Source organism: Leptospira sp. GIMC2001 (assembly GCF_028462125.1).
Classification (GTDB): Bacteria; Spirochaetota; Leptospiria; order Leptospirales; family Leptospiraceae.
Genome location: NZ_CP115468.1, coordinates 1,309,151 through 1,332,095, shown reverse-complemented (window position 1 = coordinate 1,332,095; position 22,945 = coordinate 1,309,151). Strand labels below are relative to the sequence as shown.

20 protein-coding genes are annotated in these 22,945 nt (G+C 35.9%); 14 read left to right on the top strand and 6 right to left on the bottom strand.

The window, feature by feature from the left end; translation table 11 throughout:
- The first annotated feature begins 108 nt into the window (after positions 1-108).
- The 5 genes from O4O04_RS07400 to O4O04_RS07380 all read left to right on the top strand — a co-directional run bounded on the left by O4O04_RS07400 (position 109) and on the right by O4O04_RS07380 (position 3,053).
- Positions 109-357: a GNAT family N-acetyltransferase gene (locus O4O04_RS07400; protein ID WP_272536041.1), complete on the top strand. Its 249-nt coding sequence runs from the start codon at positions 109-111 to the stop codon at positions 355-357.
- 54 nt (positions 358-411) lie between these two features.
- Complete coding sequence (locus O4O04_RS07395) at positions 412-936, top strand: DUF4269 domain-containing protein (protein WP_272535172.1); 525 nt, start codon at positions 412-414, stop codon at positions 934-936.
- A gap of 57 nt (positions 937-993) precedes the next feature.
- Positions 994-1,713 (top strand): glycoside hydrolase family 25 protein, encoded by a 720-nt coding sequence (locus O4O04_RS07390; protein WP_272535171.1) that lies wholly within the window; start codon positions 994-996, stop codon positions 1,711-1,713.
- Positions 1,714-1,945: 232 nt separating this feature from the next.
- Positions 1,946-2,581 (top strand): DUF4386 domain-containing protein, encoded by a 636-nt coding sequence (locus tag O4O04_RS07385; RefSeq protein WP_272535170.1) that lies wholly within the window; start codon positions 1,946-1,948, stop codon positions 2,579-2,581.
- A 34-nt stretch (positions 2,582-2,615) separates the two neighbouring features.
- Positions 2,616-3,053: a VOC family protein gene (locus O4O04_RS07380; RefSeq protein ID WP_272535169.1), complete on the top strand. Its 438-nt coding sequence runs from the start codon at positions 2,616-2,618 to the stop codon at positions 3,051-3,053.
- Between the two features lie 234 nt (positions 3,054-3,287).
- Here the strand turns inward: O4O04_RS07380 and O4O04_RS07375 are convergent, their stop codons facing one another.
- Together O4O04_RS07375 and O4O04_RS07370 are read right to left on the bottom strand one after the other, a co-directional pair.
- A complete protein-coding gene (locus O4O04_RS07375; protein ID WP_272535167.1) occupies positions 3,288-4,184 on the bottom strand; it encodes a tyrosine-type recombinase/integrase in 897 nt (298 codons plus the stop codon).
- Between the two features lie 89 nt (positions 4,185-4,273).
- Positions 4,274-5,614, bottom strand: a complete 1,341-nt coding sequence (locus O4O04_RS07370) for a cytochrome P450 (protein WP_272535166.1) — start codon at positions 5,612-5,614, stop codon at positions 4,274-4,276.
- A gap of 406 nt (positions 5,615-6,020) precedes the next feature.
- On the opposite strand from O4O04_RS07370, the gene O4O04_RS07365 reads away from it, so the two are divergent.
- The 6 genes from O4O04_RS07365 to O4O04_RS07340 all read left to right on the top strand — a co-directional run bounded on the left by O4O04_RS07365 (position 6,021) and on the right by O4O04_RS07340 (position 11,129).
- Positions 6,021-6,866, top strand: coding sequence for a methyltransferase, TIGR04325 family (locus tag O4O04_RS07365; RefSeq protein WP_272535164.1), 846 nt, complete (start codon positions 6,021-6,023; stop codon positions 6,864-6,866).
- A 226-nt stretch (positions 6,867-7,092) separates the two neighbouring features.
- On the top strand, positions 7,093-7,605 hold the full coding sequence (locus O4O04_RS07360; RefSeq protein WP_272535163.1) for a hypothetical protein: 513 nt from the start codon (positions 7,093-7,095) through the stop codon (positions 7,603-7,605).
- A 294-nt stretch (positions 7,606-7,899) separates the two neighbouring features.
- Positions 7,900-8,715, top strand: a complete 816-nt coding sequence (locus tag O4O04_RS07355) for an AraC family transcriptional regulator (RefSeq protein ID WP_272535162.1) — start codon at positions 7,900-7,902, stop codon at positions 8,713-8,715.
- A gap of 139 nt (positions 8,716-8,854) precedes the next feature.
- Entirely contained in the window at positions 8,855-9,223 is a 369-nt protein-coding gene (locus O4O04_RS07350; protein WP_272535161.1) for a VOC family protein, read from the top strand.
- 478 nt (positions 9,224-9,701) lie between these two features.
- The gene (locus O4O04_RS07345; protein ID WP_272535159.1) at positions 9,702-10,382 is read left to right on the top strand and encodes a DUF1554 domain-containing protein; all 681 of its coding nucleotides are present in this window, start codon (positions 9,702-9,704) and stop codon (positions 10,380-10,382) included.
- A gap of 255 nt (positions 10,383-10,637) precedes the next feature.
- Positions 10,638-11,129, top strand: coding sequence for a DUF1579 family protein (locus tag O4O04_RS07340; protein ID WP_272535157.1), 492 nt, complete (start codon positions 10,638-10,640; stop codon positions 11,127-11,129).
- Here the strand turns inward: O4O04_RS07340 and O4O04_RS07335 are convergent.
- The 4 genes from O4O04_RS07335 to O4O04_RS07320 form a co-directional block, all read right to left on the bottom strand.
- Entirely contained in the window at positions 11,106-11,624 is a 519-nt protein-coding gene (locus O4O04_RS07335; RefSeq protein WP_272535155.1) for an SRPBCC domain-containing protein, read from the bottom strand. The two genes, O4O04_RS07340 and O4O04_RS07335, sit on opposite strands and share 24 nt — an antisense overlap.
- A complete protein-coding gene (locus O4O04_RS07330; RefSeq protein WP_272535153.1) occupies positions 11,621-11,971 on the bottom strand; it encodes an ArsR/SmtB family transcription factor in 351 nt (116 codons plus the stop codon). The genes O4O04_RS07335 and O4O04_RS07330 overlap by 4 nt, the downstream gene beginning before the upstream one ends.
- A gap of 605 nt (positions 11,972-12,576) precedes the next feature.
- Positions 12,577-16,584, bottom strand: coding sequence for an NAD-glutamate dehydrogenase domain-containing protein (locus O4O04_RS07325; RefSeq protein ID WP_272535151.1), 4,008 nt, complete (start codon positions 16,582-16,584; stop codon positions 12,577-12,579).
- A complete protein-coding gene (locus tag O4O04_RS07320) occupies positions 16,581-17,108 on the bottom strand; it encodes a gamma carbonic anhydrase family protein (protein ID WP_272535149.1) in 528 nt (175 codons plus the stop codon). The genes O4O04_RS07325 and O4O04_RS07320 overlap by 4 nt, the downstream gene beginning before the upstream one ends.
- A 154-nt stretch (positions 17,109-17,262) precedes the next feature.
- Between O4O04_RS07320 and odhB the strand changes: the two genes are divergently transcribed.
- From odhB to O4O04_RS07305, 3 genes are all read left to right on the top strand, one after another.
- Complete coding sequence (gene odhB / locus O4O04_RS07315; RefSeq protein WP_272535148.1) at positions 17,263-18,513, top strand: 2-oxoglutarate dehydrogenase complex dihydrolipoyllysine-residue succinyltransferase; 1,251 nt, start codon at positions 17,263-17,265, stop codon at positions 18,511-18,513.
- A gap of 4 nt (positions 18,514-18,517) precedes the next feature.
- A complete protein-coding gene (gene lpdA, locus O4O04_RS07310) occupies positions 18,518-19,924 on the top strand; it encodes a dihydrolipoyl dehydrogenase (protein ID WP_272536040.1) in 1,407 nt (468 codons plus the stop codon).
- 123 nt (positions 19,925-20,047) lie between these two features.
- A complete protein-coding gene (locus tag O4O04_RS07305) occupies positions 20,048-22,855 on the top strand; it encodes a 2-oxoglutarate dehydrogenase E1 component (protein ID WP_272535147.1) in 2,808 nt (935 codons plus the stop codon).
- Positions 22,856-22,945: the final 90 nt, after the last annotated feature.

The following is a 22,945-nucleotide window of genomic DNA, read 5'->3' as shown; positions in this document are numbered from 1 at the left end:
GGTTTGTATAAAGCAAACGAATAGAGCTCAGCAGACAAACCAACAGATCTATTTAATGCATTGACAAATTCACATTCATTGGTTTCCGCTTGAGATAAAGATAAATTAATTGGTATAGGCAATGCTATTTCTGATGGATACTTAGTAGTCTACGACCCTCACTTACTGGTTCATCCTCAATACCAAGGTAAAGGAATCGGAAAAATGATAATGGAAAAAATGCAAGAAAAATATGATCATTTCCATATGCAAATGCTAACAGCAGACGGTAAGGCTATAGATTTTTACAAAAAGGTTGGCTTTACGAGAGCAGGTTTGACAGAACCAATGTGGATTTATAAAGGGAATGAACATTAATTCTTCTATAAAAATAGAGAAAGAAAAGATAATTTAAAAATATAGTATCTGAGTATGAAATTTGATTCAATAGACTATTTAAAAGAAGGCAACAATCGGCAACGGCAAGCGTTTTCTATATTGACCAACAACCAAATTTTATCAAAGCTCAAACAGTTTGATCCAATACTTGTAGGAACAATTCCAATTAACATCGACATTGAAAACAGCGATCTTGACATCATTTGTTGTTTTACGGACAAGCTAGAGTTTTATAATTCAGTAACTCAAAACTTTTGTAAAGAAAGCAGTTTTACAATTCAAGAATCGCAAAATTACAATACTTTGTCAATAGTAGCCAACTTTTTTGTAGATGAATTTCGAATAGAAATTTTTGGACAAAATATTTTGACAAAGCAACAATTTGCATATAGACATTTAATAGCTGAATATAATTTACTAAAAAAGTATGGAGAAAACTTCAGACAGCAAATTATTGGACTCAAACGACAAGGACATAAAACTGAGCAAGCATTTGCAATTGCACTTAACCTGTCTGGTGACCCATACATGGAGTTACTAAAATTTTATACAGAATAATGAAGCTCGAACAACACAAACTTTTCTAGTTATGAGCCAAAACCACAGGATAAATTTATGAAAACAAAATTATTAACTTTAATTGGAATTTCAATTATATCTTTTTTAATGTTGTACAAAGCTTTAGATTTAGGATTAATTTGGTTTGTTTATCCCTCGAAATCACAATATCCGATAAAAGGAATTGACGTATCCAATCATCAAGGGAAAATAGATTGGAGTTTGATCCCTAAAAATGACATTTCTTTTGCATATATAAAGGCAACTGAAGGTGGAGATTTCAAAGACAAATCATTCCTGTACAATTGGAATGAAGCCAAGAAACATGGTTTTAAAGTCGGTGCATATCATTTTTTTACATTATGCAAAACTGGATCCGAGCAAGCAGAAAATTTTATTCAAACTGTCCCAAAGGAATTTGATTCATTACCTCCTGTTGTAGATTTAGAATTTGTTGGAAATTGCAAAGAAAGACCTAAGATTGAAAATGTCCAAAAAGAAATTTCAATTTATGTTGAGTTAATTGAAAACCACTATCAAACAAAAACAATATTATATTTAACAAATGAGTTTATAGAAACATATCTAGACGATAATTTCCTAAACCACCCTATTTGGATTAGAAATATATTTTTTCATCCAAATGCTTTTTCAAATATTGAATGGTTAATCTGGCAATATAAAAGTACGGAACGAATTGAAGGAATTTCTGGTCCCGTTGATATTAACGTTCTGAATGGAAATTTAGAAATATTGAATAACCTGAACAAGTTCTGAATCATTTCCTAAAGCTCAGTAATTGATTCAGAAATGAAGCTGGAATATACGTCAGAGCGACTAAAAGTTAGCCATCAATTAATATTATTATTTTTTTTGTTTATATAGTCAAAAAATCATTTCCAAATATTTTCGTATATATTAAAGTCTGAAAAGTATTAGAAATTAAGGATATTTTGTTTTACGCAAATAACATAATCAATTATTTTCTTAAAAAAGGTAAGAGGTTAGAGTGAAAATACGCAATTTATCAATTTTAACAGGTATTAGCTATATAATAATTTTTTTTGCAGCTATTTATGCAAATTTCCAGGTATTGGAAGATCTCAAGAATAATCCGGTCACTACAGTCTTGGAAAATAGCATGAGCGTTCGATTAGGAATCATGGCTTTTATTATCACAGTTGTGTTTGATGTTGTAATAGCTTGGACATTATTAATAATATATTCTTCTCATGATCTTTCATTATTAAGTAATTTTTTTAGATTGATTCATGCTGTCATAATGGCAATTGCAGTTTTCTCGTTGACAAATATATTGAATATTCGGGAAGAAATCGAAATCATTCAAAATGTTCAGCAATTTGATAACATATGGTTAATAGGTTTATTCTTTTTTGGAATTCATTTAGTATTGTTATCAAAAATATTTCAAGGTCCTGCATGGATACGAATCATGTTAATGTTAGCAGGAATAATGTATCTGGTCGATACAAGTTCTCACATTTTAATTGAAAATTATGTAGATTATTCTGCAATTTTTCTCATGCTTGTTGCAATCCCAAGCATGTTAGGAGAGATGGCCTTTGCAATTTGGACACTAATTTATGGTGGACGAAAATATTCGGACTTAAAACAAGCGGAGTAGTATTAAGATATTCTAAATAACTTAATACAATCATATGGAACAAAGAATCAGTGTATTGACAATTGGCGCACACGACTTAGCCGCAATGAAAAATTTCTATGGACAAGTTCTAGGTTGGACGACCATAGCCGAAAATAATGACATTGTTTTTTATAAGCTTAATGGAATTTTATTAAGCATTTGTGACCGGAAAATGCTTGCGAGCTTCATTGGAGTCGATCATAAAGATCAAGATTTTCGCTCCGTGATAATTGGATACAACGTTGACAGAAAAGAAGAAGTCTTGGAAATTTACGAGCAACTGAAAGACAAAGTTAAAATCTTGAAGGAACCGACAGAGCCTCCGTTTGCTGGACTTTTCTTTTACTTTTCAGATATTGAAGGAAACATAATTGAAGTTGCTCAAAACTCCTTCGTTACGCTTGACGAAGCCAAAAACGCCATTGACCATAAATCAATTAGTCATTTGTAAGATTAAATATATAATAAACAAGAGACAAGAATGTGGGCTGTATAATTCTGCTCTATCGAAATCCACCGGCGCCATTTATCTTCAATTAAGCGGACTCGAAACAATTTTTGTATAACTGCAATTGAACTGGCTCAATTCGATCAGCAGAATTTCTTACCATCGATCACTTCTCGTTCGGAGGCTCAGCGATCGACAACCGCGATTGAGCTCCTCGCAAGTAGTAATAATATAAAATCAAGAGAATTGATATCTAAAATTTAGTCCAGGTTGCCCCATAAAAAACTCAGGTTTTGACGCTTCCTTATCAACATTTTCGTAGGGGGAATTTACACTAAGAAAAGTAGAACTTTCTACATGCAAATAGATCGCTGTAGTTGAAAGGTTCGCATGACCTAATAGTTTTTGTATATTTAGTATATTGCATCCTGATTCGAGAAGGTGAGTTGCGAAGGAATGTCGCATCGTGTGTGCAGTTATTTTTTTATTTATCTTCGATCTTTTTACGATATTTTGAAAGATTAGTTGCAAGGTTCTGATTGATATTGGATCGTTTTTATTCGATCCTCGGAAAAATAGGTAGTCTTTCGGCTTGTAAACAGCTTTATAATAATTTAATAGATCAATAGACTTTGTAGATAAGATTGCATATCTTGGTCTGCCATTTTTAGGATTGGATATGAATAGCGTTTTTCTATCAATATCAAAATCTTTAAGTCGTAGGTTTGCAAGCTCTCCAATGCGAATTCCAGACGCATACAGAATGCCTGTAATAAGTTTTTCTCTTGCACCATTAGATACGCTCAAAATTATATTCACTTCATTTAAGCTCATCACTGTAGGAATGTGGTAAACGCGTTTTGGTGTAGGAATTGATTTGATTTTGTATTCTTGATTAATGGAGATAAAGTATTTTCTGATTCCATAGAAAACACCTGCTATTCTTTTATCAGACTTGCCTTGGTCTCGCAATTCGACAAGAAAATCTTTTATTTGGTTTTCAGTTAGCTTTGCCGGATTTTTATTATATCTTTTTGCAAGACTAGCAACTCCATTCACGTAGTCTCTAATTGTGCTATCGCTAAAACCGGATAACTTGCAGTGTGTAATAAATTCTTTTCGTTGTTTGGTCATAACAGATATTTTTTTTTGCAAGCTAGAGTACAATCAAGTTTCAAAATAAAATTAGAAAGAATAGAATAAAGTTCTAACTAAATCTATTTTTATAGCGACTTTATTTGAATTGGCAACCCACCCTTTACAGTGAGCGTCGCACCTTGATGGATACCAAGCTTCTGATTCGGATTCATACTCAGTTCGTAATTTTTTAACACTGTTCCAAGCACCAGGATTCCTTCCATCATTGCAAGGTTTTTGCCTAAGCAAATTCTTGACCCACCTGAAAATGGCAGATAGGCAAAATGATGTTGTTTAGCATCGACCTCTTCGAGAAACCGATCTGGTTTAAATTCGAGGGGATTTTTCCAGCAGGCTTCATTTCGATGTACTCCCCAAATGGATAGTAAGATTAATGAACCAGCTGGTAGCGTATAATTCTTAAAAACAATATCTTTGATTGGTGTGCGATTGATCATATAGGCAGGTGGATATAATCTCATAGCTTCTTTGAATGCAGCCTCAATTCTTGGAAGTTTACCCGCCTCTTCTTCTGTTGCTACAGAACCTGTTATGTTTTCGCGAGCTTCCTTGCTTAAGTTTGCCAAACAATCAGCGTCTTTTAGAATCAGGTACATCGCTGCAGTTAATGAAAATGACGTTGTATCATAGCCTGCAAAGAAAATAGTCATTAGTTCATCCCTTATCTGATTCTCCGATAGATTATCGCCTGTTAGTTCATCTTTAGCGGATAAAAAAGTTGCAAGCAAATCATTTTTTTCATTGATCGGTTGAGATTTTCTGTATTTTATTATTTCGTCAAGAATTTTGAATAATTGCCTTCTTGCTTTTTTTACTTGGGGATTTACAATGAGTGCAAGCGACAGTGGTAAAGGAAATGCTGAAAAGAATTGTTTAATGCAGAAATCCGAAAGAATGCGAAAACTTTGAAATAGCTGTTCTGAATATTTTATGCAATCTCCGGAAAAAAGACTTCTGATTAGCATTCGTATTGTAACACGTTGCATTTCCTCATGCAAATCGATTTGCTTTCGATCTTCATTTTTCCAACCAAGAATGATCTCTTCTATTGACTGAATCAGTTGACCTTCAAATTGCTTAATCGATGCATTTGTAAAAAACGGGTTCAGGATTCTTCGTCTGTTTCTCCACTGTTGCCCAGCACTCAGAACTAGCCCATCACCGAGAAGCGGGAAAAAATGTTTATTCCGGGGACCTTTTATGAAACTATCGTGAGCATCTGCGAGAATGAATTTTATTAGATCTGGATCCGCACAAATATATACCTTATTACCAGGCACAGGAATACGAACCAGGTTACCATACTGATTAATTAATTTTTCAGATAGTTTCAGAATGTCCGACTGCATTTCCTTAGCATATTTTAGTGAAAATATGCCAGACGGACCTGGTATCTTAGCTGTCATACTTCGTTACCGCTAAACACTTAAGCATAATGAATAATTTCTTTTGGCATACTTCCAATCAAAGTTTCGAGTCAAAAATCGTAGAATTGCACACCGCACATTAACTATAATTAGCGGTGAAATGGTCAATGTCAAGAATATTTTGCAAAGTAATCAAAAAAACAACTTTTCCTTATTTTGTTAATTCTTTCAGGATAGAGTGAATACAAATCGTTATCTCCCTTGAGCCATTCATCAATATCTCGCAAAATATGCGTTACCTCTAGATCCTTGGCCTGAGACAAATGCCGTTTTTCGCGATATTTACTTGCGCAAAATATAACGTCCATCAGACTACGCATTAACACGTGACTTAGATTGCAAGCATCCGTTATGCGACAGTTGCATTCACGAAAGGGAGAATACGATGAGACTGAAAGACTTTGTTCCGCCAATTGTTATCAAGGTGATTAATAAAGAAAAAGTTAAAGATAAAGAAACAGAAAAAGAATACCAAAGTTATCATGATGCTTTAAACGATTACAAAACAGATGGATATGAAAATATCGAACTTTGCAATATGATCGCAGAAAAAACAAAGAATTATTCTGTGAAGCTAAATGGGAAACCATATATATTGAATCCCACAAATGTTGCTCTATTGTCTGCAATCAATCAATTCGTATCAGTACATCCTTCAAATAAACTAAGTATTATTGATTTTGGTGGCGCTTGTGGAGCTCACTATTTTGAAATGAGAAGATTCTTACCAGATAAGATTAGATTGAATTGGTTAGTCGTTGAAACATCACAAATGGTGCAGTCTGCGAAGAATATGAAATTAGATAATGAAGAATTGAAATTTTACGACTCTTTAGAATCAATCACTCTTCCAATTGATATAATTCATAGCTCAGGGGCACTTCAATATGTTCCAGAACCGTATGAATACTTATCAAAACTGCTTAATTTTAAAGCGAGATGGATTTTTTTTAATAGAATGATGTTTAACGAAGCAAATCGGGACATTATCACGGTACAAAAATCTAAGTTATCTGCCAATGGACCCGGACCAATGCCTGATAATTACGAAGACAAAATTTTGACATACCCACATACCACAATGTCATTCGAAAAATTTAATGATAACCTAACTGATACTTATCATGCAGAATGGATTTTTGAAGAGAATTCTGGCAGTTACAAAATCAATAATGAAAAAATTGTCGGAAAAGGATTGCTGTATACAGAAGTAAAAGGCGACAGAGTTTAACGCACTTTTATCAAATTTCTCAAATACCGATTCGGTCATCGATACATAAAACGTAGTCATGACTAACTTCTAAAACTGGAAGCATCTTTTGTTGGAATGACGCCGAAAAAGTGCTTATATTCTCTATTAAATTGAGATTTACTTTCGTAACCCACTGATAAAAGTCTATATGAACCAGATTTACTCTTGACTATAAGTTATCCACAATACTCTCTAGATAAACTCAATGAAAATAATTCGAGATTTTATAATTTTCCTCTGCCTTTCCATGCTTTTAATTGGATGCAGAAGTACCAATGACGTTAAAAGTAATGAAGAGTTTTTTGATGCGAACATCAATAAATTTCAACGATTAACAGATGAAGAAGTTAATAGTCTCACTAATGATATTACTTTAAGACATTTCGAAAAAGATTATCACGGCAATCAGATTGAGTATAACAGTATTGACGGCAGAACTTACCTTTGGTATCCAATTAATAAAAAACTTGTAGCTGGTTTTTTTAAAGTGAAAGATAATCGAGTAATTTGTTTTAACTATCAGGGAAATGTTAAAAATACTTTTACAGGTGAAGTTGGTGGAGTATGGAATTGCCAACCTTTATCCATTTATATTTCAGGTATAAAAGAAAAGAAAAATCATAATGTTTTTCAATTCAATGAGAGTAGAAAAGTTCCATTTATTCTGAATGATTTTCCAGAAGAGACTATACCAAGTCTTTTAGAAAAATTGCACTAATTCTTAAATGAGTGAATTTATTACTAAACTGCAATTACAAAATAGAGTCTACCTCCGAAAATATACAAAACTACAACTTATCCTAACAAACTATTGAAATTATTACTCGAAGTTCAAGATACTATTGAATGTCCTCGGAATGAAAAATTCTATAAAATTGATTGCCAATATTTGCATTCTCGAAAGGGTTGTGCTCTCCCATGCCCTTTGTAAATAAAAATCTCAGAACGATTAAGACGTAACTGTGATCGCATTGACCTTATTCATAATTCCTGCAAAGGTAATAATAATTTTATGGAATACAAAACTTTTCAACCTCATAAGGATTTAGATTTATTTGTTGATTGCTATTGGACTTTGCAGGTGCCAACTTCAAACAATCCGACAAAGCAGCGGATTATTCCGGATGGTTTAATCGAAATGGCTTTTATATTGGGAGACGACATTAAAAGATTTACGTCTTCAAATAAATATATTTTGCAACCCCGTGCGATGGTTCTAGGACAAACTATAGAACCATTTTTTATTGAACCTACAGGCTATGTTGATACTTTTTCAATTCGATTTTACCCATACGGTTTTGCCCATCTAGTGAAAACCCAGCTAAAAACATTAGCCAATAAAGAAACTCCAATTGATTTTTTATTTCCAAAAGATATGGCAAATGAATTAGAATACTCGATTATAAATGCTAAAAATACAGAGCAAAGAATTGAGATTTTTGAGAATTTTCTTAGATCACTAATAACTAAGCCGTTAGAGATTGATGCGTTAGTAAAATCTACTCTTGATACGATTATTGAAAGTATTGGTAGTCAGTCTATCAATGGAATCCTTGATGAAAAAATTTCATTAAGAAGAAAACTGGAAAGAAAATTCACTAAATACATTGGCGTAAGTCCAAAACAATTGGGTAGACTAATCAGATTTCAAGCAGCTCTAAAATTGCTATTGAGTGGTGAATCTGAAAATTTAACTGATATTGCTCATCAATTTGAATACTATGACCAATCACATTTCATAAAAGACTTTAAAGATTTTACAGGAATCAGCCCAAAGAATTTCTTAAACAATGAAAATTTGAAACTTTCTTCGATTTTTTACAAATAAATTTGAAAGATTGTCGCAGATTTACAATTCCTTACTAACAAATTGGTTTATGATCTATCGTATGAAAAGATTAATATTTTGCTTAATTACAGCTACCCTTGCCTTCAGTATTTTTCAATGCACGGATAAGGAGAAAGAAATGAACAGTTATATAGGAATTTTTGAGATACCCACAAAAAATATCAGCAGAGCAACAAGTTTTTATGAATCTATTATGGATATAAAAATCGAAAGAATAGATTTTGATGGTGTGAAAATGGGTATTTTACCATATGAAAATCAAAAAGTTAACGGTGTTATAATCGAGGCTGAGGGCTATGAGCCGTCTGCCAACGGAGTTACAATATATCTGAATGCTGGAAATAATCTTCAATTCATGCTTGATAAAATTGTTAAAAATGGTGGAAAAATTTTAATACCAAAAACTCCTCATGCGGATCAAGAAGGTTTTTTTGCAGTTTTTATAGATAGTGAAGGTAATAAATTGGGACTTCACTCGGAAAAATAATTTGCGAGCAACCGAATGAATATTCTTCAATTAAAACTTTGTTGTCTTCTTTATGACGTATAGGAATCTCGAATTTTTGCAATGATTATAAATACTTAATTCTAACTGAGTTAAGTTTTCAATCTGATCTTATTTTAGGAATCCATGATGAATTTTCCTAAAGTTAACATAAAAAGCTTTAAATCCAATTGGTCAGGATATTATGGTGTGTCAAACTTTTATGTTAACTTCCAGTTGATATTTTTTTGATGGATGATGTCATTTGAGTCCAAAAAATTAGAAACAAATTTAAAATCATTATGAGATTTAGATAAAACTATTCAAATTATTATTGAATAGTTTTTTATTTTAATTATTCAATATTAAATAGAAAGAATAAATGAATATGCAATTTTTATTAATTCATATTTTATTTCCATAACAAATAACTAGACATCTAATCAAATACATTTTTTTTAGTTAATAAAAGGAGATAAAAATGATCAAAAGAATAAACTTATTCAAAATATTAGCAATTTCTGCAATATTTTTTTTGAATTTTTGCGCAGAGGAAAAAAAAGGAGATGATAGCACTCTTGCGGCTCTACTACTGTTATCTGGATCAGGGGGAAGCAATACAGTTGCATTACCGGAAAAAAAGATGTTTCTAACATCAACACAGTATTCTGGAAACTTAGGCGGAGTAACTGGAGCAGATGAAAAATGTAATAGTGACAGTAGAAAACCAAGTGGTTCATCTAGTTTCAAAGCATACATATTTAATGGGTCTACACGATCAGTTGAAAGAAGCGGTTCAACTTATATTCTAACAGATTACCCTATTGCAGCCAATACTGTTTATGTTCGCCTGGACGGGGAGATTATTGGAGCCACTGGTTCGAATCGGGCATTCTCTGAGTCTATAGATAATTTTTTTATTTCCAATAATGCAAATTTAACTGACACGAGAACCGAATTTTGGGTAGGTTTAATGTCGGCAGGCTCAAGTTCGTCTACGGCCGAAGTGCGGAATACTTGCAGTGAATGGACCAGCAATTCCATTTTGTCAAATGGAGGGTATGGTATAACAGGAGATTCAGGATCAAAGGGTATTTATTTTTTCAATAACGAATCGAGAGTTTGTAATGTTAATCGACCACTCCTTTGCATTGAACAATAATGAGGCTTCACGAGAAATGTAATACTTACCTCTAGGAGCTCTATAAACTCCATGGGTTGCCACGTTTATTAGATTTGTAGCAATAACGATCAGTAGCGTGTCAACTCTAGTGGTCAGAATCATTTTAAATTCTATAACCTCACTAAAGCGATTTATCTCGGCTATTTTTAAACTAGAGAGTTTAGAGACTAATAATTCTACTCTCTTCAATATTTAATCAAATCAAAAGATAATCGTGATACGACAAAGCAAATCATGAAAATAAAAGATATACACAATAAATTTATCGGAAATTGGACGGGAGAGTATCGTTTAATACTGAGTTGGCTACCCGATCCAGATTTTATTTCTATTTCAAATATGAAAATTGAAAAAATTGCCAATCAAAATTTTCTTTTGATGAAATACGATTGGTTTCATGAATCACAAAAACAAGATGGATTGCTTTTGTTAGGAAATGAAAACTTAAACTCAGAAGTAACGGCTTCATGGGTTGATTCTTGGGGCATGAGTGGAAAGATTATGAATTGCTATGGAACAATCAGTGATCAGGGCAATATTAGTCTTCTCGGATCTTACGAAGTGAGGGATAGTCCAGATTGGGGATGGCGAATCGAAATTCCATACCCAGAAGAATCTCAAATGCAAATTAGGATGTACAATATTTCGCCGAATGGAGAAACTTCTCTGGCAGGTGAAGCTACTTATAAACAGAATTTAGATTTAACTATGGATATCCGAAAGTAGAGTATCTAGTTTCAAGTAACATTCCGCCATCCCATCCGCAGCTCCAGTCTCAACCATCATCTTGCATATATCGGCTGATGCATATCTGCATAAGTGAGTCATAAGAGTCCCATCTTTTTCGGTTGTAAAAGTACGTGACTCGAATGTTGCGTCAGGATCTTCAGGAGCGTTTGGATCGAAAGAAGACATATCCATAATATAATTCTCCGTGTTTGCGATTTTCTCAGGCACAATCACTTCTCGGAATGTCCCGTAGACTCCAGATTTGTTTCCCTCTGAGTCCGAATAGAGATATAGGTATTTGCCACCGACTGTTAGATTCTGTTCGCAAGTTTCTAGAACCATTCCCTCTGGACCAATTAGCCAGCGTCGCATCAATTCAGGTTTGGTGTGACAGTCAAAAACTAATTCTCTTGGCGCTTCAAAGAACCTTTGAAAAACTACTTCAGTTTCTCCATGACTCACAATTTTCACTTCATTCTTTTTTGATTTCATCTTAATTTATCCCTTTTACTCTGTTTAGTTTGTAATTCTTCGAGAAGTCCATCGAGCACATTGTAACGCTCTTCCCATAGTTGGCGATTTTTTTCAATCCAGCCAATAACTTCTTTGAGTGGTGCCGCTTCGAGTCTACGGGGTCTTTCTTGGCCACGGATTGTTGTAGATATAAGCCCAGCCTTTTCCAATACTTTGAGGTGTCGCGAAACTGCGGGCTGACTCATATTGAATGGCTCTGCAAGTTGCAAAACAGTGGATTCGCCTTTTGCCAGGCGCATCAAAATAGCCCGGCGAGTCGAGTCGGAAAGGGCTGCAAATGTTCTATCAAGGTTTTCTGTAATCATTCAGTTATATAACAAAGTAATTATATAATGAAATATTGTCAAACATTATTTATATTCCTCAATGATCGATTTTTAAGCTTTCAAAAGATCATTTTTAGAAAAAAACACGAATAAGATCGCAAGCCATACACAATCGTATCCAATTTTTCCTCTTTATCAATAAGCAGATCGATTTTTTTGAATGATTTGTTTGGACGAATTTAGAAAGCTTGGAATCGCGAGAAATTTTTAAAAACATGCATCATAAAACTAAAGGATAAAATGTTAAAAATGAAAAAACGATATTTAATATTAATACCTGCGGTCATCATGATTTCCATACTATTATCTATTCGATTTTATGTTTACGTATCAGATAGAAAAGAATTGATAAGATTGGCAAAACTTCAACCGACAAAACCCTTGTTATATGATTCGAAAATGGTAGAAAATTTACCTGAACCTGCGCAAAGATTTTTTAATTTTGCAATCAAAGAAGGCACCCCATTACTTATTTTAGTGACATCCCAACGTTGGTCAATTGCCAATAAAGATAAAGTTTTTCTCTACCAGCCTTTTGGTGGCAAGCTTTTAGATTTTCGAGAAGTACAGGGTTTTAATATTCCTTATGCTCTTAGTATCGCGGTTAAATTTTCTAAGCTTTCTTTAGGAATAACACTCTCCCAATTAGAAATCATTTCGCTCGAATTGGCCTGCACTCTTGACCATTTCCAATGAATCGATTTTCTTACGCTGCTTACTAGTTCGAGAAGGTTCTTTTCAAGCTTGGCATCACGAATATTTGCAATCTGATCCAGAATTCTTGGTAGGTCTTTGGCTACGAGATCATCTAACATAGATTTTAAGAATCTAGGTATTTCCAATTCATCTTTTGGAAGGAGGCAGATAATGCTTGAACCCATAAGATTCACAAGAAAATTTACCGCTCGAGTTGTGCAAATTTCCAAATGGAGAGGATGATTGAGAAGCTGTTTTTTATATTTTTGTACAAGAGAAGTTGGAAAATATCCAATATATAAATTTTCAAAGTCATCTATATTAAATACATTTGATCCAAGACAAATTTGATAGAGATACATTTTGGCATGACCCATGATCACAGCTAAGCTCGGTCGAGGAATTCCTGTAGAGAGTTCAGACAGTTCTTCCCAAGTTGTCGTATTTGCAGGAATTCGATTTAGCCCCGGCTCAATGATTGATTTATTCACTAGATAGTTGCTCGCTTCTATAATTTGAGACCAACTCTCAGTTTCTGATTCTAAACGATCCACGTTGATAGATAGGCTCTGCAATTCATTATCCAGAAGTACGGACTCAACAACTTCTTTATCTAAGGAGAAAAGAAGATTATCGCGCTCTTCTATGCTTTTTAGAATATTCTGATTTAGTAACTCGTTCATAAATATCTTAAGATTCACTTCATGATCCGATAAATCAACACCTGCTGAATTATCAATTGCATCGGTAAAAACATATCCACCCAAACGATCATAATCCAATCGAGCCTGTTGGGTAAGTCCCAAATTTCCTCCCTCAGATATTAATTTACATCTTAGTTCATTTGCATCAATGCGAACATCATTGTTGGCTGGGTCTCCCACTTTGACTTGTTCTTCTTGTGATGATTTTACATAGGTTCCAATCCCACCGTTGTACAGCATATCAACGGGAGCCGATAGAATTGCCCGAATCAATTCATTACCGGACAATTTGGATTCCTTAATTCCTAAAATTTCTTGCGCTTGAATGGATAGGCTTATTGATTTTTCCGTTCGATTCCAGATTCCACCACCTTGTGAAATTAACTTTAGATCATAATTATCCCAACCTGCAAGTGAAGGACTTTCAGCATAAAACAATCTTTTTCGTTCTTCAAAACTGATCGCTGGATCCGGATTTGGATCAATAAAAATATGCTTATGGTTGAATGCGGCAACCAATTTAAAGTATTTACTTTCCAGTAGACCATTCCCAAAAACATCCCCACCCATATCACCGATGCCGACAACTGTTACGGACTCACGGCGAAAATCTACTCCCATCATCCGAAAATTTCTATCAGCTGTAACCAAGGCACCCTTTGCTGTTATGCCATAGGCTTTGTGAGAATATCCCTTTGATCCTCCTGATGCAAACGCATCACCTAACCAAAATTTTGCTTTTTCTGAAAGTGAATTCGCAAGATCTGAAAGAGCTGCTGTTCCTTTGTCCGCCGCAACAACAAGGTAAGAATCATCTATGTCCAAATCTTTTGCTGTAGAAGGAATTGTTTCTGAATAAGGAAAAATCTCTCCAAGAAGTCGATTGTCCGTCAATCCAAGAAGCCCAGAGATAAAACCAGAATAAGCAGATTGCATAGATACAGAATTTTTATTCAGACCGTTAGGTGTTAGAACAAAAGAGCCTTTTGATCCAACAGGAATAATAATGGAATTCTTGACCATTTGCGTTTTCAATAGTCCCAAAAGTTCCGTTCGGTAATCGCTCGGTCTATCGCTCCAACGGATTCCACCTCGTGCAACTTTTCCGCCGCGTAGATGAATTCCTTGATAGTCAGCCGAATAAACAAATATTTCTCGATAGGGTCTAGGCTTAGGCAAGGCGGACGGAATGCTGCTATCGATTTTGAAAGAAATAAAATCACGATCAACTCCAACTCTTGAATCAAGCCTGGTTCCATAAAAATCTGTTCGAATAATGGAAAGAACTGTAGTCGAGAAAGCATGCAAGACCGCATCTTCTCGAATGGTTTTGCCCGTGTCCGATTCTGCAATCATCTGTTCTTTTGACTTTACAATACCTTCGGAAAAACTGGATCGAAAATATTCCCAAGCTGCAATTACAAGATCAGGATGAGCTACTAAATATTGATTGAATTCATCAGCATTAAAAACTGCGTTGGATTGAAGACAATAGTCGCGAACAGCTTTTAGAAATAGCAATCCATTCTCATCCAACTCAGACCATAGTATAACGGATGACAAACTATCCGATCGAATCTGACCAGTCTGTAACAACATAAGCACTTGCTTAAGTCTTTTATATAATCCTTTTTTGTTTTCAATTAAATGGAAGAAAAATTCTGATTTTGCATAAGTAATTTCTTTGAATTGAAAATGGTAAACTCTCTGTGATATAGGCGCAAGTCCAAGATCACTTAGAACTTTGACCCATTCGGACAGGAGAAATCTCATCTTCGGTGTAACTGCATGTATGATGGTCGTATCATATCGTTCTGTAATTTCTACATTGAGATCACTTCCGGCAAGTTTGATCGCCATTCCAATATCCAATATCGCCTGATCCGCATTATGCGTTGCCTTATAATCATCATGGAAAGATAGACTTCCTACTGGATATTCATTTTGAAAGTGATCGTTCCATTTGGATTCGAGATGTTCCATCCATGAGCGAAAAGAAAATTCAACTGTTGAAGATGCAGTCAAAAGATTCTGAATCGTAATATCTCTTGCTCGCACAAGGTGAAAACATTCCACAAAATTATTTCTAACTATAAAATAACGATGAACCGTAGAATTTTCAAACACTCGATGAATAATTGCATCCGATGTCTCCCAGAGATTCTCAGTCCAATTCGCTTTTGGAATAAAACTTATCAGAAGACCCAATCCATCATTTATCTTAATTCCTGTGGATCCCAATCTATTTCTCAGATTCTGTTCAAGAATACTGGAATGAATTTGTATATAAATTTCTTCAGGTAACAAAAGGATAATTTCTGTCGGTAAATAATTGAACATCATCCGACTGGTTCTTCCCAATCCGGAAAATGCTTCAATAGACTCTTTTTCGAAAAAATTACTAAATCTTTTATTGAAATACGGAATGTCCATAAGCGCTGATGCTTTGGCAAATTGATTCAAAGATCCGCATAACAACATTTTGCGATTTTTATCAACGAGTGCAATATAATAGTATCTCTCATCACCCAAAAAAGATCTATCTTCTGATTCCAATGCCTCAATCTCAGCTTTCGAAGATTCAAGTGAATAGAACCAATGCATAAGTTCATCGGAAATATTGACATCTCCGAACTTCTGCTCTTTCTCACCAACTGTGTAGATTGCGGCTTCCCATACATAAGCACGATCCAATAACCATTTGAGAAACTCACCAACTCCTCGTTCCCATTGCATCCAATCCGCAGAAGGTTGGTTAAACTGCCGAAATTCCAGAGTAAGCTTCTGGATCCGAGAATAAGAAGATTTAATTCCATCCGTAAGATTTTTTAGAACATGGATTTTCGATCCCAAAACTTCAATGTAGAATAATTCTTTTCCTGGGTTTGGATGAAAATGAAGACTTCTAGAAATTTCCAATTGCAACAATTCAAATACCTTCCGAATCCTGGACGCAAAGAAAGGAAGACTTCCGCAAGTTATCAAAATTACTTTGTGCTGAATACGAAGCAGAGGATCATCTGATCCAGGTTCATAGATATCTATTTCAATTTCTGAGTCTTGGATAGATTCGTACTTTTTATAAATTTCGTTTCGTAAATAAGATATTTCGTTCTGGGAATAGAAATCACGAAATAGAGATCCAAGCGACTTCGTAAAGTTATCATCAAAGAATTCTTTACCTTCCGTCATCGAATTGTTTCCAATTTCATCTGCTTGTAATTGTCTTTGTATTTTACATAGTTATTCGCTGTCCGAGTAATTATCTCCCTTTCCTTCTCATTTATATCTCGAATGATTTTTGCAGGACTTCCCATAATCATCACACCTGGGGGAAATTTCTTGCCCGGAGTAACAAGAGACCCAGCCGCCACAAAGGAATATTCACCAATCTCAACATCGTCCATAACTGTAGCACACATCCCAACGAAAGAAAAATCTTTTAGCGTACAACCGTGGAGAGTCACTCGATGACCAAGAGAAACATTGTTTCCAATATTTACAGGATAGACATCACGAGCAACGTGAATGAGGGACATATCTTGAATATTAACATTGTCTCCAATTTTGATATAATTTACATCGCCCCGAATCAAGCACTGAAACCAAATGGAAGAATTCTCGCCGATTGTCACGTCTCCGATCACTTCGGCCGAGGGAGCTATAAAAGCGGAAGTCGAGATGGATGGGGTTTTTCCTAGAAAGTCATAAATCATGAGTTAACAATATCCCAATATTGGTTATAAACAAGTATTTTTAGTTTTTTTGTTTTTTCCTTTACAATTTCCCTTTGAGAACGGATGTTTCAAATAGATTGCATGGTATTTCAGGCATTTTATCTAAAAATTTATCCCCCTTACAGGAATCTCAATGGCATCAGATATTAAAGTCCCAGAAATGGGAGAATCCATTACAGAAGCAACAATCATCAACTGGACCAAGAACGAAGGAGACTCAGTCGAAATCGACGAGGTTCTCGCAGAACTCGAAACCGACAAAGTTACCATGGAAGTCCGCGCACCTTCTGCGGGTGTACTTTCCAAGATTGCCAAAGTTGCTGGTGACGTTGTAAAAGTCGCAGAAATCATCGGTAAAATTGAAGCGGGTTCAGGAGCAAAGACTGCAGGTAAGCAGGAAGCTAAAACTCAAGAAACTTCTTCCCAAGCCACTGCACAAGCAAGCTCTCAAGCAGCTTCAGCTTCGCCGAGCAATTCAGCTAACGCAAATGATACGATTCCTCCAGCGGCTATGAAGCTTATCCAAGAAAACAATCTTCGCATAGCGGACATTAAGGGAACTGGACGTAACGGACAGATCACAAAAGAAGATGTTGTTTTGTATCTTGAGAAAAAGCCTGCAGCTTCGCAAACAAGCAATCCAGTTATCACTCAACAAATTGCATCGAAACCTCGTGGATCTGAACCGAGAGAGAAAGTGGTTCCTATGTCCAAGCTTAGACAAACGATTGCCAATCGTTTAGTTCAAGCCCAGGCAACAGCTGCCATTCTGACCACATTCAACGAAGTTGATATGTTCAACCTAATGAACTTAAGATCCACTTACAAGGACAAGTTCAAAGAAACCCACAATGTAGGTTTAGGTTTTATGAGCTTTTTTACAAAGGCTTGCATTCAAGCTTTGAAATTTGTTCCAGAAATCAATGCAGAGATCAAAGGAACAGATGTAATCTATAAGAATTACTATGACATTGGTGTTGCTGTTGGTGGGCCTAAAGGTTTGGTTGTTCCGATCGTTCGTGATGCGGATCTTCTCTCACTTGCTCAGATTGAGTTAGAAATCGCAAGACTTGCTGGCAAAGTAAAAGAAGGCAAAATTTCTCTAGAAGAAATGGAAGGTGGAACATTCACAATTTCTAATGGAGGAGTGTATGGCTCGCTTATGTCTACGCCAATCATCAACCCTCCTCAAAGTGGAATTTTAGGAATGCATAATATTGTTAAACGTCCAGTTGTTGTAAACGATGAGATCGTAATTAGACCAATGATGTATATTGCCCTATCTTATGATCATAGAATTGTAGATGGTAAAGGTGCTGTAACATTTCTAGTTAAACTAAAAGAGATGATTGAAGATCCAGCAAGAATGCTTTTGGAGATATAAGTTTATTATGGAAAATTATGATGTAGTTGTAATTGGTGCGGGACCTGGTGGTTATGTATGCGCGATTCGTTGTGCTCAATTAGGTATGAAGACAGCTATCATAGAGAAACGTGAGACATTGGGAGGAACCTGCTTGAACGTAGGTTGCATTCCTTCCAAAGCTCTACTGGATTCCTCCGAAGAATACCACAAAACCAAACATAAGCTAGATGTTCATGGAATCACGACTGGTGATGTAAAGATTGACATCAAGAAGATGATTGCTCGTAAGGACAAAATTGTAAACGAAGTCACTTCTGGTGTAGACTACCTCATGAAGAAAAATAAGATTACAAGATACCATGGATTTGGAAAGCTAATATCCACTAACCAAGTTGAGATTACATCGGATGCTGGTAAAAAAGAAATTATTGAATCCAAAAAGATTGTAATCGCTTCTGGCTCCACTCCCATTGATATTCCAAGCCTACCGATTGACGGCAAGCAAGTGATCACATCAGACCATGCAATCTCTTTGGAAAAAGTTCCAAATCATATGATCATCATAGGTGCTGGAGTGATAGGTCTTGAGCTTGGATCTGTATGGTCTAGACTTGGCGCAAAAGTTACCATTGTTGAACTTATGCCAAGGTTACTCGGAACTGCTGACAAGCAAATGTCCGCGCTCACTCAGAGACTGCTAGAAGGACAAGGTTTGAAATTTTTGTTCGAGCATAAGGTTACTGGGATTGAGAAATCAGGCAAGAACCAGAAAGTAAATGTTGAGACCAAAACAGGAGACAAGATCGCGCTCGAAGGAGATATCGTTTTGGTTTCTGTTGGAAGGAGACCATTTGCAGACAATATTGGAGCAAAAGAACTCGGTATAGAATTTACGGAACGGGGAAGAATCAAAGTTCAGGCGAATCAATTCCAAACCAATATTCCAAACATCTATGCAATTGGAGACGTAATCGACGGACCTATGCTTGCCCATAAAGCAGAAGATGAAGGTATCGCTCTTGCGGAACTTTTAGCAGGTAAATACGGTCACGTAAATTATAAAGCCATTCCTTGGATTGTCTATACTTGGCCAGAAGTTGCTTGGGTTGGACATGGTGAAGAAGAACTCAAAGAACAAGGTATCGAATACAAAGTTGGTAAGTATATGTTCAAACCCAATGCGCGAGCAAAGGCAATGAACGAACCCGATGGTCAAGTGAAAGTGATCGCCGACAAAAAGACCGATAAACTACTTGGCATCTATATTGTTGGACCAAGGGCATCTGACATGATTGCTGAAGCCGCTATTGCTTTTGAATTTGGAGCAAGTGCAGAAGACATTGCAAGATCCACTCATGCACACCCCACTCTTTCAGAAGTGATACGTGAAGCAGCAATGGATGTTGATAAGTGGTCAATTCATAGCTAAGGAAAGATATCTATTATGGTGAAATGCATATGATGATTGCAGACAATTTTAAGATTTCACCTAATGTCGCTTCGAATTAAAGTAATTTAGAAATTATAAACCTAGATGAAGTAAGGAAAACAGATGAAAATCGAACAATTGATGAGCCTTTCTGGTGAGAACGCAGCCATTTTAGATGAACTCTACGAGAGCTACTCTAAAGATCCCAACTCAGTAACCAATGACTGGGCAGAACTTTTTCGTGAATTAGAATCCTCTAATGGTTCTGTTATGTATAAGAGAAGTGATAATGGAAATGGTCACCATACTTCAGCTTTCAGATCATCAGATGATTCCAACCAGACACTCAATTATGAATCATCGGAACATAAAAAAGATTCATCACTTGCTGATTTTGGTTTAGTCAACTTACTCAATGCTTATAGGAGACAAGGACATCTTGCTGCCAAACTAGATCCACTCGGTATAACTCAACCAGATCGAAGTTTTATTGATTCGAAACTTGCAGCGATTCAGTCGGCTGACCTTGATAAGGAAGTTGATTCTGGAGTAACAAATCTTGGACGATCCAAATTAAAAAATATCATTGATTGGTTTGAGAAGACTTACTGCGGATCGATTGGATCAGAACATTATTATCTAGTAAATGATGAAGAAAGAGAATGGCTGCAAAGTAAAATGGAGCCTGTCGCAAATTCTGAACCAATACCTAAAGGTGTTGCTCTCAGATTGTATGAGAAGCTTTTTCAAGCTGACTATTTTGAGAACTTTCTTGCCAAGAAATTTGTCGGTAAGAAAAGATTTTCTCTTGAAGGTGGAGAATCCACCATACCGATGTTAGACACAATCATTGAAGAAGCTGGTAAGCATCAGATGGACGGGATTGTCATCGGGATGGCACACCGAGGCAGACTCAACGTCCTAGTAAATACAATCCGTAAACCAGCTGGTTTAATATTTGCAGAATTCGAAGAAAAATTCAATCCATCCACTCTTGATTATGGTGATGTAAAATATCATCTTGGATACTCTAACAAAGTCATGACGATGGCAGGTAAAGAAATACATCTTTCACTCGCTTTCAACCCTTCCCATTTGGAAGCTGTGGATCCTGTAATTGCAGGATCTGTGCGAGCAAGACAGACTCTTTCTAGTGATATGGATCGTTCCAAATGGATGCCCATAGCAATTCATGGTGATGCTGCTTTTGCAGGACAAGGTGTTGTTGCTGAGACTCTCAACTTAATGAATCTAGATGGATATACGATTGGTGGAACATTCCATATAGTTATCAATAACCAGATTGGATTTACAACTCTTCCGTCTGAATCTCGCTCGACCATCTATGCTACAGATTTGGCAAAAGGTTTCCAGATTCCCATTTTCCATGTGAATGGTGATGATCCTGAAGCAGTTTATAGAACTGTGAAACTTTGTATGGAATACAGACAACGTTACAAAAAGGACGTAATCATTGATCTTATTTGTTACAGAAGGCTCGGCCATAATGAAACGGACGAACCAGCTTTCACACAACCTATTATGTATGAGATCATTCGTAAACATAAGAAGACAGTGGATCTCTATGAACAGGCTCTACTCAAGCGTGGAGATATAACCCAAGACGAAATTGATTTTATCAAAGATGGATCGAAAGAAGGATTGGAATTGTCCTTTACTAAGGCTAAAGAATTGGAAACAGCCATGCAGGCTGATACTATGCAAGGTATTTGGTCGAAGTTCTCCAAAGAGCCACTTGATTCAGAAACAGCTACCACTCTACTCAAACAACAATTAGATGGTATAGGAACAGCACTTACTACCTACCCCCAAGGATTTGTTCCTCACAAAGGTGTTCAAAAAGTTATTGAGACCAGAGCAAAAATGGCAGCTGGCGAGATTCCTATGGACTGGGGATTCGCTGAGTCCCTTTCTTTTGGATCTATCTTAGAAAATGGTTTTTCTATTCGACTAGCTGGTCAAGATGCTCAGAGAGGAACCTTTTCTCATAGGCATGCAGTAATAGCTGATACAGTAACTGGTTCCAAATATACTCCTCTCAACCATATTTCTTCCAATCAAGCAAAGATTGAAGTTATCAATTCTTCGCTTTCGGAATTTTCTTGTTTGGGTTTTGAATATGGTTATTCACTTGCAGATCCGAATAGTTTGATTATTTGGGAAGCACAGTTTGGAGACTTTGCAAACAATGCTCAAGTAATATTTGACCAATTTCTCACTAGCTCGGAATACAAATGGCACCGACTTTCTGGGCTCGTAGTTTTGTTACCACATGGATACGAAGGACAAGGTCCGGAACATTCATCTGCAAGACTAGAAAGATTTTTACAACTTTGTGCTGGAGACAATATTCAAGTTTGTAACTGCACATCGTCGGCTCAGTATTTTCACTTACTTCGAAGACAAATCCTCCGTAGTTTCCGTAAACCACTGATCATCATGAGTCCAAAAAGTTTACTGAGACATCCTGACGCAGGATCAAGTCTATCCGATATCACTACGGGTGCTTTTAGAAAAATTGTATATGATTTCGAAATGAAGAAGCCTGACAAAATCAAAAAAGTTCTCTTCTGTAGTGGCAAAGTCTGTTATGATCTGCAACGTGGAATGACCGAAGCAAAACGAGATGATGTTGCAATTGTTCGAGTGGAACAACTCTATCCATTTCCAGAAAAGGAATTGAGAGAAGCAATCGCTCTATTCTCCAATGCAAAAAGCTATGTATGGGTTCAAGAAGAGCCAAAAAATCAAGGCTCTTGGCACTTCATTCGAGATCGCTTAGAAAATTTGATTCTTGACAATCTTAGATTGGGCTATGCAGGAAGAAAAGAATCTCCAAGTCCTGCCGCAGGTCATTTAAAAATTCACAACAAAGAACAATTGGAACTTGTTGCAGAAGCCTTAGCTTAATTGAAAAATCCTTAGCTCAGTAAACAATTGCCGAGCTAAGGATTACCACATCACAGTTTCTTATTTCTTATTCTTTATTCTAAATTCAAA